At 70.5% G+C, this 16406-nt stretch carries 10 protein-coding genes and 1 pseudogene; 4 read left to right on the top strand and 7 right to left on the bottom strand.

Annotated features, from left to right (window positions below; translation table 11 throughout):
* Nucleotides 1–67 precede the first annotated feature (67 nt).
* The 3 genes from ABZO29_RS31190 to ABZO29_RS31180 form a co-directional block, all read right to left on the bottom strand.
* A complete protein-coding gene (locus ABZO29_RS31190; RefSeq protein ID WP_367323501.1) occupies nt 68–322 on the bottom strand; it encodes a hypothetical protein in 255 nt (84 codons plus the stop codon).
* Nucleotides 319–6468 (bottom strand): DNRLRE domain-containing protein, encoded by a 6150-nt coding sequence (locus tag ABZO29_RS31185; protein ID WP_367323500.1) that lies wholly within the window; start codon nt 6466–6468, stop codon nt 319–321. Before ABZO29_RS31185 ends, ABZO29_RS31190 begins: the two co-directional genes overlap by 4 nt.
* A 356-nt stretch (nt 6469–6824) precedes the next feature.
* On the bottom strand, nt 6825–8876 hold the full coding sequence (locus ABZO29_RS31180; RefSeq protein ID WP_367323499.1) for a bifunctional glycosyltransferase 87/phosphatase PAP2 family protein: 2052 nt from the start codon (nt 8874–8876) through the stop codon (nt 6825–6827).
* Nucleotides 8877–9172: 296 nt separating this feature from the next.
* On the opposite strand from ABZO29_RS31180, the gene ABZO29_RS31175 reads away from it, so the two are divergent.
* Together ABZO29_RS31175 and ABZO29_RS31170 are read left to right on the top strand one after the other, a co-directional pair.
* On the top strand, nt 9173–10504 hold the full coding sequence (locus ABZO29_RS31175) for a DUF2330 domain-containing protein (protein WP_367323498.1): 1332 nt from the start codon (nt 9173–9175) through the stop codon (nt 10502–10504).
* A 120-nt stretch (nt 10505–10624) separates the two neighbouring features.
* A complete protein-coding gene (locus ABZO29_RS31170) occupies nt 10625–11296 on the top strand; it encodes an O-methyltransferase (protein ID WP_367323497.1) in 672 nt (223 codons plus the stop codon).
* 75 nt (nt 11297–11371) lie between these two features.
* Here ABZO29_RS31170 and ABZO29_RS31165 read toward each other — a convergent pair whose 3' ends face one another.
* Nucleotides 11372–11764, bottom strand: a complete 393-nt coding sequence (locus ABZO29_RS31165) for a hypothetical protein (RefSeq protein ID WP_367323496.1) — start codon at nt 11762–11764, stop codon at nt 11372–11374.
* 123 nt (nt 11765–11887) lie between these two features.
* Between ABZO29_RS31165 and ABZO29_RS31160 the strand changes: the two genes are divergently transcribed.
* Entirely contained in the window at nt 11888–12325 is a 438-nt protein-coding gene (locus ABZO29_RS31160; RefSeq protein ID WP_367323495.1) for a DUF1992 domain-containing protein, read from the top strand.
* Here ABZO29_RS31160 and ABZO29_RS31155 read toward each other — a convergent pair.
* A pseudogene (locus ABZO29_RS31155) lies at nt 12314–12601 on the bottom strand (hypothetical protein); the annotation flags it as partial. The gene ABZO29_RS31160 and the pseudogene ABZO29_RS31155 overlap by 12 nt on opposite strands.
* 62 nt (nt 12602–12663) lie before the next feature.
* The gene (locus ABZO29_RS31150) at nt 12664–13353 is read right to left on the bottom strand and encodes a hypothetical protein (protein WP_367323494.1); all 690 of its coding nucleotides are present in this window, start codon (nt 13351–13353) and stop codon (nt 12664–12666) included.
* A gap of 508 nt (nt 13354–13861) precedes the next feature.
* On the opposite strand from ABZO29_RS31150, the gene ABZO29_RS31145 reads away from it, so the two are divergent.
* The gene (locus tag ABZO29_RS31145) at nt 13862–14353 is read left to right on the top strand and encodes a GNAT family N-acetyltransferase (protein WP_367323493.1); all 492 of its coding nucleotides are present in this window, start codon (nt 13862–13864) and stop codon (nt 14351–14353) included.
* Here ABZO29_RS31145 and ABZO29_RS31140 read toward each other — a convergent pair.
* Nucleotides 14346–16382 (bottom strand): DHA2 family efflux MFS transporter permease subunit, encoded by a 2037-nt coding sequence (locus ABZO29_RS31140; protein ID WP_367323492.1) that lies wholly within the window; start codon nt 16380–16382, stop codon nt 14346–14348. The two genes, ABZO29_RS31145 and ABZO29_RS31140, sit on opposite strands and share 8 nt — an antisense overlap.
* Nucleotides 16383–16406 lie beyond the last annotated feature (24 nt).

Below are 16406 nucleotides of genomic sequence, written 5' to 3'. Positions count from 1 at the left end.
GCCGCAGTCCCCAGACGCACACGTGCCGCCGATGCAGACGCATCGGCGGCACGCTTGCGGGGTTGTGTCAGTTGTTACCGGTGTGCCGGGCGCGCCTTCTCAGATGGGTCTGCCCGGTTATTTCGACCACCGCCAGACTTCCGAAGGTGGCCGGGAACTGATCCGTACTCCGTGCCCACCACCAGAGGAACGGGACGGCGAGAGCCAGTACCCCGAGTCCTCTGAGCCAGTTGCTCGGCCGACCGGAGCGACCGGGCAGGGAAGCAGCCACCACACCGGCGCCGGCGAGGGCGCCGATGAGGATGGACAGGAGAACGGTCATCGACAGAACCCGTGTTTGTAGGGGTAGGGGTGGGGCGTCTTGGGATGAGCGTAGGTCACCCAGATACCAAGGCAGTACCCACGACGGTAGTACGAGTCGACGAGCGCCCAGTCGAAGACGGCCACCGTGGCCACGATCCAACCGACGACGGGGATGCCGGCGGTGGCACCCACGACCACCCACCAGTAGTCCAGCACGTCGTTCGTGCCCATTCTGTCGAACTTGATGTCGACGTACGTCCAGTGCCAGCTGATCTTCATGTGCCGGTAGGTGCCCAGCAGATCGGTCTGGTTGACGGGATCCTGGCCGGCGTAGTCGTATGCCGTGTCCGGTCCCGGGACGGGGTCGGTGGACAGGAAACGTCCGAGGCTGGGGTCGTAGAGGCGGGCGCCCATGAGGACCGCGCCGGTGACGGTTTCGCTCGAGCGCTGCTTGGCGCCGAGCCAGCCGTACCGGGTGGCGGTGGTGCTGTCCTCAGGGTTGCCGTACTCGTCGTAGGCCAGCGCGACGGGCGCCTTGGTGGTGTCGAGCGGAAGCTGCACCATGACATCGCCGCGAACGCCGGTCAGCTGCAGCACCGTGTTCCCGCCGGCGGTGGTGGTGGCGTCCAGGTCTCCGTCGATGCCCCGGACGGTACGCGTGATGGTGGAGCCGTCCTCCTGGATCCAGTCGGGGCTGTCGCTGTTCGAGCCGTAGTGGTTCGTCCGGGACCCGGTCTGGGTCCAGGTGCCGTCGCTGCCCTGGGTCTCGGTGGTCCAGGTGGCGAGACGGCCGGCCGCGTCCAGGCCCCAGGTCTGCCGGCTGCTGCCGGAAGTCTGCTGCCGGACGAGGTCGTTGGCGTAGTAGCCGATGGACGCGCCTGATGCCTGGGTCGTGGTGCGACCGAAGGCGTCGTAGACCGTGCCCGCGGTCTCCAGGCGGTCCGCGCTGTCGTACGCGTACGACGTGGTGGTCGCGCCGGTCGACGTGCAGGCCGAGCCGACGTCGCTGGTCGCGGTGGCCAGGGCGGTGCGGTTGCCGTTGTCGTCGAAGGTGTAGTCGCGGCGGGTGCAGGCCCCGTTCGGGTCCGTGTCGTCCGCCCGGCTCAGCCGTCCCGACGCGTCATAGCTGTAGCTGTGGACGCGGGTCTGGCCGTTGCTGCCGGCGTCGGTGACCGTCTGGCCCAGAGCGGACCGGTCGGCGATGTCGGAGGCGACCACGGCACCGTCGCTGTCACGGGTGTAGATCCGGGAGTTGGTGTCTCCCGCCTCGTCCTGCGCGACGGTCAGGGTGTAGCCGCCGGGAAGGGACTCGGTGGCGAGGGCGCCGTCCGCGTCGTAGGCCGCGGCGAAGGTGCCGGCGACCGAGTCGGTGCGGGAGGTCTCCAGGCCGCGCGCGTCCTTGGACGTGTCGTAGGTGTAGGTGGTGGTGGACGGGGCGGAGTTGGTGGTCTTCACCGGCCGGCCGAGCGCGTCATAGCTCGTGCTCGTCGTGTTGCCCGCACCGTCGTTGTAGGTGATCTGCCGCCCGAGGGCGTCGTAGGTGTGGGTGATGGTCTGGCCGTTCGAGCTGACCGTGGTCACGTCACCGCTGTCCGTGGCGTACGCGATCGTGCTGTCCGGCACCGCGGTGCCCACACCGCCGCTGACGGAGATCTTCGTGAGCCGGCCGGCGGCGTCGTAGACGTTGCTGGTCGTGCGGGTGACGCCGTTCGCCGTCTCCGTCATGTTCGCGGGGCTGCCCCAACGGTCGTACTCGACCGTCTTCACCGGCAGTTCGGACGGGTTCGAGCCGCCGAGTGTGATGGCACCCGCGGGGCCGGTGGTGCAGAGCAGGTCGGCCCAGTCGGGGCGGCCGTTGCAGGCGCCGGTTCCGGTCGCTGAGTAGTACGTGGTCACCGTGGCGCCCGCGTCCGAGCCGGACGACTTCGGCAGGCTGGTCTTGGTGACCCGGCCCTGGGAGTCGTACCAGGTCGTCTTCTTCAGCGCCAGGCCGTTCGGGTCGGTGACCGTCTGGGTGGGCAGGCCCTTGGCCCAGTCGTACACGGTGGTCGTGGTGTGCACGTCCGCGTCCGTCGGGTAGCCGTCCACGTACGCGCCCACCTTGCTGGTGGTGACCTGGTTGGAGACGGCGGCCGAACCGTCGGTCGGACGGCCCTCGTCGTAGACGTTCACGGTGTGCTGACGTGCCGCCACCTCGGTACCCGCGGAGAGGTCGGTGCCGCCCGTGCCGGCCTTGAGCGCCGAGGTCAGGGTCACCAGGTGCAGCGGCCCGTACTCGTCCGTCTCACGCAGACCGTCCGAGGAGTACACCGAGTTCGTGGACAGCACCTCGGCACGGTCCGCAGTCGTCATCTGGTCGATACTCAGGGCCACCTGCTCGGCCTGTCCGTCACCACTCGTGGCCAGCGCCAACTCGCGGTTGGCAGGGGCAAGTTGACGGACAGTGTCACCGAAGCGGTCGTACTCGGTGGTGCTGATGTGACCGCCGGGCGTGGCCGTGTTGACCTCGCGTCCGGAGGCATCGGTGTAGATGATGGTCGCCCGCTCGTAGTCGGACGCGGCCAGATCGCCACCGGTGTTCGACACCGGAACGGAGTCCGCCGGGAAGACGGCTGTGGCATCCGTCGGCACGTCCGTCTGGCCCCAGGCGGCGACGTCCGAAGTGCCCATGGCGTTGGGCGCCTTGGTGCCGCTCAGCGCGACGTCGTACACCACGCTGGTGGTCGCCGTCGTGCCGTCGGTGGTGCTCTTCGTGCCCGCGGTCAGGTTCGGCCGGGAGGCCTTGAGCAACATGCCGGCACCGGCGGTGGCCGCGTTGCCGGCCTGGCCGTAGGTGAAGGTCCACGGCAGTTCGCCGGGCGGGGTCAGGGTGGCGACGCGACCCGCGGAATCGTAGGTGTAGGCGGTTTTCAGCGCGGGGCTGATCCGCGGGTCCCACTCCTCGCGCAGTCGGCCGGAGTCGTCGTAGGAGTACTGAGCGACCACTGTCGCGGTCGCCGCCGAGGCGCCCGGGTCGGTGGCCCACTCCTTGATCTGCTTGACCTGGCCGTTGTAGTCGCCGAGCGTGCTCGACGTGGCGGTGATGGTGGTCGCGTAGACGAACTCCAGCATGCGGCAGCCCTTCGTCGCCGGCGTGCTCTCACACGTCGAGGACGACACCGCCGAGGTGGGGGCGATCACGTACTTCGGGCGGGCCAGGGTGCTGGTTCCCGAAGTGACCTTCTCCGAGACGACCTTGGTGGTGGAGTTGTCAGTGGGCAGCTGGGTGGTGGAGACCTGCCAGGTCGTCGCCGCCGAGTCCACCTTCGCAAAGGTGGTCGTGGTGCCCTGGTCGTCCTTCAGCGTGAAGGAACCGGTCAGCGAGCCGGTGAGGGTGAGGTTCTCCGAGCCCGGCTCGGGCTTCCAGCCACCGGAGGAAGTGGCGGTGAACCCGGTCTCGTCGTCATCGGCGTCAACCAGGGCGACCGAGGTCGCGGAGGTCTTGCGGACGTAGGCCCAGTCCGAATCGGTGAGTTGGGCCGTCGTGCCCGAGGTCCACTGCGGGCCGTAGATCGCCACCTGGCCCTCGGCGTCCGCACCGGCAGCGGGCCGGCGGGAGGAGGCGGTGCGCGAGGCGGTCAGACCGAACGCCGACGCGTCGGTGCCGGAGAGCGTGAAGTCACCGGTGAGCGTGTTGACCTCGCCCGGCCCCACCTGCTCGGTGGGCGCCGTGCCGGCCTTGCGGTCCACGGTGATGGTGTGCGGCTGGGAGTACGCGGTGGTGGTGCCGTCGGTGAAGGCCGCGCGGATGTCGACGGGACCGTCCTCGGTGAGCGAGGTCGTCACGTTCCAGGTGAGCGCTGCCGGGCTGCCGCTCGTGACCGTGACCGGCCAGGCGGAGACGGCGGAGCCGTCCGACGACTTGGTGACGTCCGCGACCGGCACGTCGTGCCAGGAGTCGGTCTCACCGCGACGGTACTGGTACGTCACACCCGTGTACGTCGTCTTGCCGGTCGACGTCAGGCTGACCCGGCGTGCGGCCGTGTCGCCCTCGCCCGGGGTGAGCAGACCGGCCCCGTCGCCGACGCCGAAGGCGTAGGAGGTGGTGGCCGTGGACAGGTTGCCGCCGGAGTCGACGGTCTTGGCGTACAGCTTGTGCCAGTCCTCGCCGGGATTGATCGTGATCGTCAGCGGGTCGCCGCCCGTGCCGTCGGTCGTGTCGTACACCCGGTTGGGCACCGAGGAGTCGTCCAGGCCCCAGTAGAAGCCCATGCCGTCGGTCGAGGACGTGTCCAGCGTGCAGGTGGCGCCGCTACCGGACTTCGCCGTCCAGGTGTTCTCGCTGTACGGGGTGCAGGAGATGGTGGGCGCGACGGGCAGCGCAGTGTTCAGCGTGAACGTCGTGTAGCCGGACCAGGCCCCGAAGTCGGTGCCGTCGTACGCCCGCACCCGGAAGCGCAGGTGCTTGCCCGCGGGGAAGGCATTCGCCGACGACACCGTCAGGGTGGAGGTGGAGCCGGAGGCCACCGTCTTGCCGTACGCCGTGTACGAGTACGTGGTGTCCGCGTACGCCGGGTCCGCGGTGATCTCGAACTGGCCCTGGGCGTTGCCGCCGTCCGCGTCCGTCACCTTCGCCGACAGGCTCGGCGTCAGGGAGGTCACGTACCGCTTGCCGTTGTAGGCGTTGACCTGCGACGGCGAGATCGCCGCCGAGGACGTGGTGGCGTACGAGTTGTAGGTCACCACCAGCTTCGGCGCGTACCCGGACGTCGAGTAGTTCGCCGAACGGAAGCGCCGCCAGGTGGTGGAGTCGGTCTCGTCGGCGCTGCGGACCTGCAGGCCGTAGTTGGTCGAGCCGTCGGCCCACGCCTGAACGATGGTCTGCAGGTTCCAGTTGGACCAGTTCGCCGGGCAGGACGAGGAGTAGCCCCAGTGCCCGGTGTTGGTCGCCACCCCGGTCGTCGTGGTCGACGGCTGAGCGCCCCAGGTGATCGACGAGGACGACCACGTCGAGGTGATCCGGCGGGCCTGAGTGGCGGCGCCCGAGGTGGAGCAGGTCGCCGAGTAGTAGTTGTACAGCGACATCGTCGCGGCGGTGATGTGCTTGCCGGTGAACTTCGACACGTCGAACTTCAGGTACGAACGGGCCGTGTCCGTCCCGCCGTCGTACGTGCCCGACTTCAACTCCTCCGAGGAGATCTGCGAGTCGGGGTAGTCCGGGTTCTGCACCCACGTGTCCGTGGTCACGGCGAGGGTGGTGGTCGGGTCGACCGTCACCGGATAGGTGGCCGACGCCAAGAAGTCCTTGTCGGGGGTGAGGACCAGGGTCTGCGAACCGTCCGACGCGGTCTCGATCCTCGTCGCGACCCGTACCTGGTGCGCGGACTCACCGGACGCCTCGTCCTTGCTGGCGTCCCACATCATCGGCGCGGGCGCCTCGGCGACCAGCTTGCCGGCGGAGTCCTTCAGCAGCAGGTGACCGGAGTCCGCCTGGGACAGCTTCAACCCGTGCAGGTTCAGCGGGATGCGGTACGCAGGGGAGGCGCCGTCGGGCTTCCGGGCGAGCTTGATGTTCTCGGAGAAGCCCTGCGCCAGCGCGGTGACCGACAGGGTCTGGCCGCTGCCCAGCGCGTAAGAGGCGGTGCTGTCCTTGACGGACGGGGCGGGCAGCTTGGCGCCCCAGCCCAGCCCGAAGGACTGCTTGCCCTTGGTGACCGAGGCGAGCTTCGTGTCGCCGCCGTCGGACACCGTGACGTCCGCGGCCGCCGCGGCCGGCGTGAGATCGGCGCCCGTGTCCGACAGCGAGGTGTCGATGGCCTTCCAGGTCCCGCCCTGCTTCACCCGGATCGGACCGGCGTACGCCTCCGTCTGCAGCTCCCCGCCGGGCAGCGCGTACGTCGTCGAGTCGGCGGTACGAGCGGACAGCACCTCGATCCTGCGGTGCTGAAGGCGGGCCATCAGCATCGCCGACGCATCGTCCTGGGCCTGCGCAGGACCCAACGCTTTTGGCTTTGCCTTTGCCTTTGCCGAGGCGGGCTGTGCGGATGCGGTGCCGGTGCCCCCCACGACCAGTGCGCTCTGGGCCGCCATCGCCAGCACCACGCCGACGGCCAGCTGCCGCAGCCACCGCGACTGACGGGCACGTCTGAATCTCGAACTGCCATGTGCCACAGGTCTGTGACGCACGATCAGCTCCCTCCCTGATGATCATGATCAACACAAACGAACGCGATCATCACAGGGGGCTACAGAGCCGATCGGGCAGAGTATTGCCCTGCCCACGACAAAACCATGGTGCAGTCAAGGCTTGCACAAACGCTCACCGGGCCGGACCTACGGAAAGATCGCCGATACACCCATTGCACGGTTTGCGTCCCGGCCACCTCCCCCAAAGCGGCATGAAGCCCTTCCGTCTCAGGCTTCAAGAATTTTCCAAACATTGAAAGGAAATGCAACGAAAGGTGAAGGAAGCGGTCAGGTAACGCAAGCGCCTCTCACACCCGCCGCCGGTGCGACGGCCGCCGCCCTGCGCCCGCCGTCGGTCATTTCGCAGCCCCGTCCTTCTCCAGCACCACCGTCTCCCTTCTGCCTTCCTCCACAGCCACGACCCCCCGCCCCCGAGGCCCCTGCAACGCAAACGTCAGCCCGAACCCCGCCGCGACGACCGCCGCACCCCCCACCGCATCCAGCACCCAGTGATTACCGGTCGCCACGATCGCCGACAGCGTGAAGAAGGGGTGCAGCAGTCCCAGCGCCTTCATCCACCACTTGGGCGCCACGATGGCGATGACGACCCCGCACCACAGCGACCACCCGAAATGCAGCGACGGCATCGCCGCGTACTGATTGGTCAGCGCCGTCAGCGTCCCGTAGTCCGGCTTCGAGAAGTCCTGCACGCCGTGCACCGTGTCGATGATCCCCAGCGTCGGCATCAGCCGGGGCGGAGCCAGCGGATACAGCCAGAAACCCACCAGGGCGAGCAAGGTCGCGAAGCCCAGGGCCGAGCGTGCCCATCGGTAGTCGACCGGTCGGCGCCAGTACAGGACGGCGAGCACGCTCAGTGGGACCACGAAGTGGAAGGACTCGTAGTAGAAGTCGAAGAAGTTGCGGAGCCAGTCGACCCTCACCACCGCGTGGTTCACCCAGTGCTCGATGTCCAGGTGCAGCCCGCGCTCCAGATCCAGGATGTCCTGACCGTGCGCCTCGGCCTTCCCCCGTCCCTTCGAGTTGCTGCCGCCGGTCGCCGCCAGGCGGACCTTCTGGTAGGCCGCATACGTGACACGGATCAGCAGCAGCTCCAGCAGCAGATTCGGGCGCGTGAGGACCCTGCGCAGGTACGGCAGCAGCGGGACGCGGCGGAAACGGGTCGGGACCGGAGGGGCGTACTCCCTCGGGATCGGGGACCGGTAGTACGGGGAGGTGCGGGACAGGAAGGGTACGAGGGTCGCGGCGGCCAGTGCGGCCAGCAGGACCGCGTTGTCCCGCAGCGGGTAGAGCGCCGCCATGTTCGGCAGCATCATCTTCGCCGGGAGGGTCATCACCAGGATCACGGCCACCGGCCAGACGTAGCGGTCCGAGGCGCGCCTGCCCACCCGGCCCACGACCGCGAGCAGCACCCACAGCAGCTGGTGCTGCCACGTCGTGGGCGAGACCGCGATGGCCGCGCAGCCGGTGATCGCGACGGCGAGGAGGAGCTGGCCGTCGTGGGCGTAGTGCACGGCGCGCCGCACGCCGAGTACGGCCACGACGGCGCCCAGCGCCAGGAACAGGCCGATTTCCAGCGGTCCGGTCAGTCCCAGCCGCAGCAGTGCGCCGTGCAGGGACTGGTTGGCCAGGTCGTCCGCCTCGCCGCCGAGGCCCGCGCCCGCCATGTGGTGCACCCAGTAGGCGTACGAGTCGTGCGGCATCGCGGCCCACGCGAGCACGGTCAGCGCGGCGAACGTGACGCCCGTTGTCAGCGCGGCCCGGCGGCGGCCGGTGAACCACAGCAGCGGGAGGAACAGCAGCAACGCGGGCTGCAGCGCGGCCGCGAAGCCGACGCACAGGCCGCTGGCGCGCTCCCCGCGTACGGCGAAGCAGCCCACCAGCACGAGCAGCACCGGCATGATGCTCGTCTGGCCAAGCCACAGGGTGTTGCGCACGGGCAGCGAGAGCATGAGGAGGCTGATCGCCACCGGGGCCGCCAGCAGCGACGTCAGACGGCTCACCGGTTGCGGCAGGGCTCTCGCGGCGAGCACGCCGAGTGCGGCGACCAGCAGCAGCGTGCCGAAGGTCCAGCCCCAGCCGAGGGCCTGTTCGGCCGAGCGGGTGAGGGGCTTGAGGACCAGCCCGCCGAAGGGGGTGCCGGTGAATTGTGTGGATTCGTAGAGGGAGCCCTTGACGTGCAGGACGCCTTCGGGGCCGACCCAGGTCTCCAGGGCGGTCAGCCGCTCGCCCCGCGGGGTGCTGAGGACGAGGGTCATCTGCCGTACGGCGAGGACGGCGGCGACCAGCCACAGGCCCAGCCGCGCCATGCGCACACGTGCGCCGGCCGCGCCGACGGCCGTTGCTCCGAGCGCTTCCGCCGTTCGCCCGTTGTGCTCCGCATCCGCCACGCCGCGTCGGCCTCCCGCCCCGTTCGTCACACGGGTCCCATGGGTGGGTTTCCTCTACGAACCCTACGAGGCTCGCACCCCCTGGACAGAGACGCCGGCAACCCCCTCTTCACCTGACGTCCGCTCTCCTTTTGTCCGGATGACGATAGTGCGCGAGCGCGAAGGTTGCCTCCGCAGGGCGCGATATCGATCACACGCCGAACGGAATCGGCCCCTCCGACGTACCGTCCGTACACCCTGTCGAACGCGACGGCGGAGGGCTTGGAGGGGTTGGAGGGCTCGGAGTGCTTCGGGGCATGGTCGGTTTACTGCGGGGGAGCGCGAGCATCCGCGCGGGTGGTGGCATCGGTCGGCGCGTCACCGTCGTCGTCCTCGCCCTCCTCGCCCTCCAGGTCGGCTCCCTGGTCGCCCCGGCCCATGCCTGCGGCTGCGGTGCCCTGATCCCCGGTGACCGGCAGCGGGTCAACGTCGGCCGTGAGGTGTCCCTCGTACGGTGGGACGGGCGGCAGGAGCAGATCGTGATGAGCCTGCAGATCGGCGGGGACGCCCGGCAGGCCGCCTGGATCATGCCGGTCCCGAACCGGGCGACGGTCCAACTCGGCGACCCCGGGCTCTTCGACGAGCTGGCCGCCGCCACGGCCCCCCTGCACCGCACCCGGTACCACTTCTGGCCGCAGGACGGCGACTGGCCGCTCACCACGGGCGACGGCGCGGTGGGGGCACCGCCGCCCGGCGTGGGCGCCGGCGCACCGCCCGACGTGGGACTGGTCGGCCGCCAGCGGCTCGGGCCCTTCGACGTGGCCCTGCTGACGGCCACCGACCCGGACGCCCTCGACGACTGGCTGAGCAGCAACGGCTTCGCCTTCCCCGCCCGGCTCGAGGGGGCGCTGGAGCCGTACGTGGAGCAGCGCTGGGAGTACGTGGCCGTCCGCCTGGCACCCGAGAGCGCCGACACCTCCCTGAACGGCACCCTCGACCCGCTCCACCTCACCTTCGCCGCGGGCTCGCCGGTCTACCCGATGCGCCTGTCGCGCCTCGCGCAGACCCCGCAGTCGCTCGGCCTGTACGTCCTGGCCGCGCACCGCATGGAGCCGGCCTCCCGGATCGGCGGCGCCCGGCCGCGCGTCACCTTCGCCGGACGCGTCGATGCCACGTCGGGCGAACTCGCGAGGCTGGCGAAGGACACGCCGTTCCTCACGGCCGTCGGCCAGGAGTTCCCCACGCCCTCGACGATCTCCGGGGACCACGAACTGCGCCGCGCGGCCACGGACGCATCCTTCCGGCAGGTGATCTACGAGGACCGGATGCGTGAGGTGGCCGGGATCCCGGCGTGGCTGCTGACGATCGTCGGCGGTCTGGCCGCGGCCGCCACGGTCTCCGTGTGGCTGGCACTGCGTCCTCGGCCGCGGCTGCGGGGGCAGGGACACGGACACGGGCAGGGACAGGGACAGGACCTGGGTACGGAGCCGCCGATGCCACCGACCCCTACACCCGGTCGGATGCCGTCACCACCCACCCAACCGCCCATGCCGCCCATGCCGCCCCTCCCGCCCATGCCGGCCACGCCGGCCACGCGGCCACCGCTTCCGCCCACGCGGTCACCCCACCCCCCTGGTCCGATCGGCTGAAATCCCCCACCGTGGAAGGTGTGAGGAGCAACGCCGGGGGAACCTGCGCGCGGCCGCCCACGTTGGCACAACTGGTTAGCGCTTCTAACTAGTTGTGCCTGGTACACGAAAGGCAGACGTATGAGCGAGTCGCAGATCTGGGACGCCGTCGACGCCTACTTCACCGCCCACCTCGCCCCGGACGACGACGTGACCAGGGCTGCCCTGCGCGACAGCGAGGCGGCCGAGCTGCCGGGCGTCAACGTCACGGCCAACCAGGGCAAGCTGCTCCAGCTGCTCGCCCAGCTCCAGGGCGTGCGCACGATCCTTGAGATCGGCACGCTCGGCGGCTACAGCACCATCTGGCTGGGCCGCGCGCTCCCCTCCGACGGCCGGCTGATCTCTCTCGAGTACAGCCCCAAGCACGCCGAGGTGGCCACCCGCAACATCGCGCGCGCGGGCCTCGACAAGCTGGTGGAGGTGCGGGTGGGCCGGGCCCTGGATCTGCTGCCCCAGCTCGCCGACGAGAACCCGCCGCCCTTCGACCTGGTCTTCATCGACGCCGACAAGGCCAACAACGCCAACTACCTGGAATGGGCCCTCCGGCTCACCAGCACGGGCAGCCTGATCATCATCGACAACGTCGTGCGTGGCGGCCGGATCGTCGACCCGGACAGCACCACGCCCGACGTCCAGGGCACCCGCGCCGCCATCGAACTGATCGGCACCCACCCCAGGCTGAGCGGCACGGCCATCCAGACGGTGGGCACCAAGGGCTACGACGGCTTCGCGCTGGCGCGGGTGCTGGCGTAGCCCTTCCGAACGGCCCTCCCGGACAGCCCTCCCGAACGGCCCCTCCTGGACAGCCCTCCTGGACAACCCCTCCGGTTACACCTCGTGGTAGAAGCCCACGTTGACGCTGCGCGGCGCGGTGCGGTCCTGGATGACGATCTCTCCGGAGCCGCCCCTCGGCAACGGCACGGTCCCGCCGTACGCGATGGTCTGTGCGTACTCCCCGACCACGAGCCGGACCTCGGAGGACGGGTCCGGCTGCGAGCCGCGCAGCCAGCTCACCTGCCAGCTGCCCTCGGGCCCGCACAGGAACTCCAGGTGGATCCGCGAGACGAACAGCCAGTCGTCCGGTGTCACGAGACGGCAGACGGACTTGTCGCGGCCCACCCGCAGCACGGCGCCCGGCTCGCTGGGCGCGTCGGCCATGAGCATCCCGGCCGTGGCGCCCTCCTCCACCGCTGAGACGGTGGCCATGGTGAGTTCGAGCACGTGCGCTCCTCCTGAGACGATCTTTGCACAGACCTGTGAAACATGCTTGTGCGGCGGCCCGGTTGGTTCACCGCCGCCGAATGATAAATCGCCCGGGCGTATCGCGTCCGGCACAATGGACTCATGACCGAGCGAAAGCCACCCGGCGTCCCGTTCGAGTCCTGGGTCGACAAGCAGATCCACGACGCGCAGAGCCGTGGCGAGTTCGACCGACTGCCCGGCGCGGGCAAGCCGTTGCCGCCGGGGACGGACACGTCGTACGACGAACTGTGGTGGATCAAGCGCAAGATGGCCCGTGAGGGCCTCGCGGTCCTGCCGCCCTCCCTCGCTCTGCGCAAGGAGGCCGAGGACACCCTCGCGGCGGCGTTCGCGGCGCCCTCGGAGCGGATCGTGCGCAAGCTCCTCACCGACGTCAACGCCAAGATCCGCGACATGATGTTCAAGCCGCCGCCCGGTCCCCCGCTGGGCATGAAGCCGTACGACGTCGAGGACGTCGTACGGCAGTGGCGGGAGCGCCGGGCGGCGGTGGACGGGGCGGACGCCCTCGGGTCAGATGCGTAGGAGCTGTTCCGCCAGTTCGCGGTAGTCCCGCAGTGCCAGCCGGAGTTGCTCGGTGTCGGTGGTCGTCGCGGGCTTGTCCTCGCCTCCCTCCGTGGACTGCCAGGACATGCGCAGGGTGCGCCGGCGCCGGGTCACCGCGTCGGTGAAGCGGGAGGCCAGCTCCTCGAGGACGTGGTCGGCCTCCTCGACGGAGGCGCGGGGCTCGTCGACGAATCCGGAGACCGCGTGCTGCAGCCGCTGTTCGAGCTTGTCGGTCTCGTCGTGCGGCAGGAGCCGGGTGCGCCCGTCGCCGGACGCGGCCGGGGTGCCCGCGGCGGAAGTCACGTCTGCCATGCCGGTCAGCCCTCCTTCGGGTGGTGCCGGTGGATCGCCCACGGCAGGTGGGAGCGGGTCTCGGTGCGGGCCGGCGTCTCGATGTCGTCCTTCCGCCTCGTGCGCGGGCGGGTGCGGCCGGTGTCCTCGCGCACCGGTCGGACGAGGTCGTCGAAGAGGGCGCGCGCCTCGACCATGGCCGCGCGCATGTCCTCCGTGCCGGGGCCGCGGTCGTCGTCCGCGCCGTTCACGCGTGCGTGTGCCACGCGGTGCACGTGCCGGTAGCCGCCGACGTGGGGCGCGTGGTGCACGGTGAGGGCGGCGAGCTGCTCCTCGTAGTGCCCGCCGTCGGGGAAGCCCCTGGCTCCGGCGAGCTCCGCGAGCAGCCGGTCCGCCTCTTCCACCGCTTCCTTGGGCGAGTCGACGAAGCGTTCCTGGGCGGCCGTCCAGCGGGCTTCGAACCGCTCGCGCTCCGCGGGCTCCAGCGGCCGCTCGCGCAGCCCGCCGTGCCGCTCGACGAGGGTGGTGAGCTCGCGTTCGGCCGCCTTGGTGTCCCCGTCGTGCCGGGCCACGGTCCGGTCGTACTCGGGCCCGAAGCGCCTCTTCAGACCCCGTGTGCCCCCTGCGCCCCGCTGAGCACGCAGGGTCAGGACGGCCGCCACTGCGACGACGACCGCCACGATCACGATCAGAGCGATGATCACGCCTGTGGACATGGTTGCCTTCCGTGTATCGGCCCGGTCGGCGGGCCGGCTTCCGGACCGGGTAGCCGCGAAGGCACGCCCCGAAACGGCACTCGCCACGGTGCAAGGCGAGGCGACCCGGTCCGGGGCGGCGTCCACCGTCGGGGTGCCGTCGACGGCGGAATCCGGCGGTTCGGTGTCCGGGAATACAGCGGCCCGCGGCAGCGGCGCTCGGCCGCGCCTCCGGACCGGGCTCTCGGCCGCGCCTCCGGGGCAACGGCCGCGGGGACTCCACAGGTACGGCGGCCACGGCGATGGCGCATGACGCCGGCAGCGCCGCGCGAGCATCCGCTGGGGATCGGCGGGGAGCGGGGCCGACCTGGTGCAGCAGTTCGTCCGCGCGGGTCGGCTGGACGAGTTGGTCCTGCACGTCGTGCCGGTGCCGACGTGCGGTGGGCGCCGGCTGCTCAACGACCTGGGCACCGGAGGTGACGCATATTCGGTTGCACGGCCCGCGCACCGCCTCGCGAGAATGAGTGGCATGACCTGGTCCGTCACCCCGGAGCCGTTCGACTCCCCCGTCGCCGCCGCGCTTTGGCGGGCGTACTACACGGAGGTCAGCGACCGCTGGTACCTCCTGCACGAAGGGCGCCGGACCGACCCCGACGAGCTGGAGCGGGAGATCGCCGCCCGCACCGGCGCCGAACTCGCCCCGCCGAAGGGCCAGTTGCTGGTGGCGCGGTACGCGGGTGAGCCGGCCGGCAGCGCGGGCGTACGGCTGCTGGAAGCGACGACGGCGGAGCTCACCCGGGTGTTCGTGTACGAGGGGATGCGCGGCAGGGGCGGCGCCCCGCTCCTCGTACGGGCCGCGGAGGACGCGGCACGCGCGCTCGGCGCCGAGCGGATGATCCTCGACACCCGCAGCGACCTCGTAGAGGCACGCGCGCTGTACGCGCGGCTCGGCTACACGGAGACCGAGCGCCACAACGACGACGAGTACGCCGAGCACTGGTTCCGCAAACCGCTCAGGTGAGGCGCCGAACCGGCCGTTCGTCGTGCGGCTGCTCACGGTCCGAGCCGCACAGCTCGTCGTTCAGCTCCTTGACCAGACGGTCGAGGTCCGTCGGCCGGTCCGGCCCCCACCAGTCACCGAGCAGCTCGGTCAGCGACTCCTCACGGGCCCGCGACAGCCGTCCCGCGACCTCGCGGCCCTGCTCGGTCAGTTCGAGGTCGAGACCTTCACGCACGGCGAGGCGCCGCTCCTCGACCTGCCGGGCCGCCTCGACGACGACGGTCAGCGGGACGGAGCTGCGCTCGGCGAGCAGGGCCGGCTCCACACGGCCGTACTTCCTCATCCGCAGCAGCAGCCAGCTCGCCGCCGGCAGCAGGTCGTAGCCGGCCCGTGCGGTGATCCTCTGGTAGATCTCGCGGCGCCCCTCGCGGGTGCCGAGGACGGACAGCGCGCGGCACACCTCGTCGTACGACGACCGCTCGACCGGGTTGCTGGCGAGCGTCTCCGTGACGTCGGGCGCGGTGACGGAGCCGCGCAGCTTGTCCTCCTTCAGGAACCAGGCCAGGACGAAGCCGAGGAGGGCGACGGGGGCGGCGTACAGGAAGACGTCGGTGATGGCGGACGCGTACGCGTGCACGGCGGCCGGGCGCAGTGCGGGCGGCAGTCCGGCGATGCCGCGCGGGTCGGCCTCCAGCGCGTCGACCGAGGCTCCGGGCGGCAGCCGGGCGCCCCGGAAGGCGTCCGCCAGTTCGTCGCCCAGGCGGCTCGCGAAGACGGTGCCGAAGATGGCGACGCCGAACGAGGCCCCGATGGAGCGGAAGAAGGTCGCTCCGGAGGTGGCGACGCCGAGATCCTCGTACGGGACGGCGTTCTGCACGATGAGGACGAGGACCTGCATGACCAGGCCGAGTCCGAGCCCGAAGACGAAGAAGTAGGTGCTCATCTCGGCGGTGGGGCTGTTCTCGTCGAGTTGGTGGAGCAGGAGCAGGCCGAAGGTGGTGACGGCGGTGCCGGTGACGGGGAACACCTTCCAGCGGCCGGTGCGGCTGACGATCTGTCCGGAGACGGTGGACGACAGCAGCATGCCGACCACCATCGGCAGCATGTGCACACCGGACACGGTCGGCGAGACGCCCTGCACGACCTGGAGGAACGTGGGCAGGTAGGTCATCGCGCCGAACATGGCGAAGCCGACGACGAAGCTGATGACCGCGGCGAGGGTGAAGGTGCGGACGCGGAACAGCTTCGGCGGGAGCACGGGTTCGGCCGCCCGGCGCTCCACGGCCACGAAGGCGGCGGCGAGGAGCACGCCGAGCACGGCAAGCGTGACGATCTGCGCCGAGTCCCAGCTCCAGGTCGTGCCGCCCAGGGACGCCACGAGCACCAGGCAGGTGGCGACTGCGGCGATGAGGAAGGTGCCGAGGTAGTCGATGACGTGCCGCGTGGCCGTGCGCGGGATGTGGAGCGCGGCCGCGATCACGGCGAGCGCCACGACACCGATCGGCAGGTTGACGTAGAACACCCAGCGCCAGCTCAGATGCTGGGTGAACAGCCCGCCGAGGAGCGGGCCGAGGACGCTGGTCGCCCCGAAGACCGCTCCGAACAGCCCCTGGTACCGCCCGCGTTCCCGCGGCGGGACGATGTCGCCGACGATCGCCATGGACAACACCATCAGCCCGCCGCCGCCGAGTCCCTGGACCGCCCGGAAGGCGATGAGCTGCGGCATGTTCTGTGCCGTTCCGCAGAGCGCCGAGCCGACGAGGAAGATCACGATGGCGATCTGGAACAACCTCTTGCGCCCGTACTGGTCGCCCAGCTTGCCCCACAGCGGGGTCGCGGCGGTCGAGGCCAGCAGGTACGCCGTGACCACCCAGGACAGGTGCTCCAGTCCTCCGAGGTCGCTGACGATGGTCGGCAGGGCGGTCGACACGATGGTCTGGTCGAGGGCGGCGAGCAGCATGCCGAGGAGCAGGGCGCCGATCGACACGAGGACGTTGCCGGCCACGTGCCGCTCGGCCTCGCCCGTCCTGGAACGCGCGTCCAAGACCATGTGGACCTCCCGAGGCTCGCGAGA

It is taken from the genome of Streptomyces sp. HUAS ZL42 (assembly GCF_040782645.1).
Taxonomy (GTDB): Bacteria; Actinomycetota; Actinomycetes; order Streptomycetales; family Streptomycetaceae; genus Streptomyces.
The sequence above is the reverse complement of the archived record's forward strand: the minus strand, read 5'-3'. Positions and strand labels throughout refer to the sequence as shown.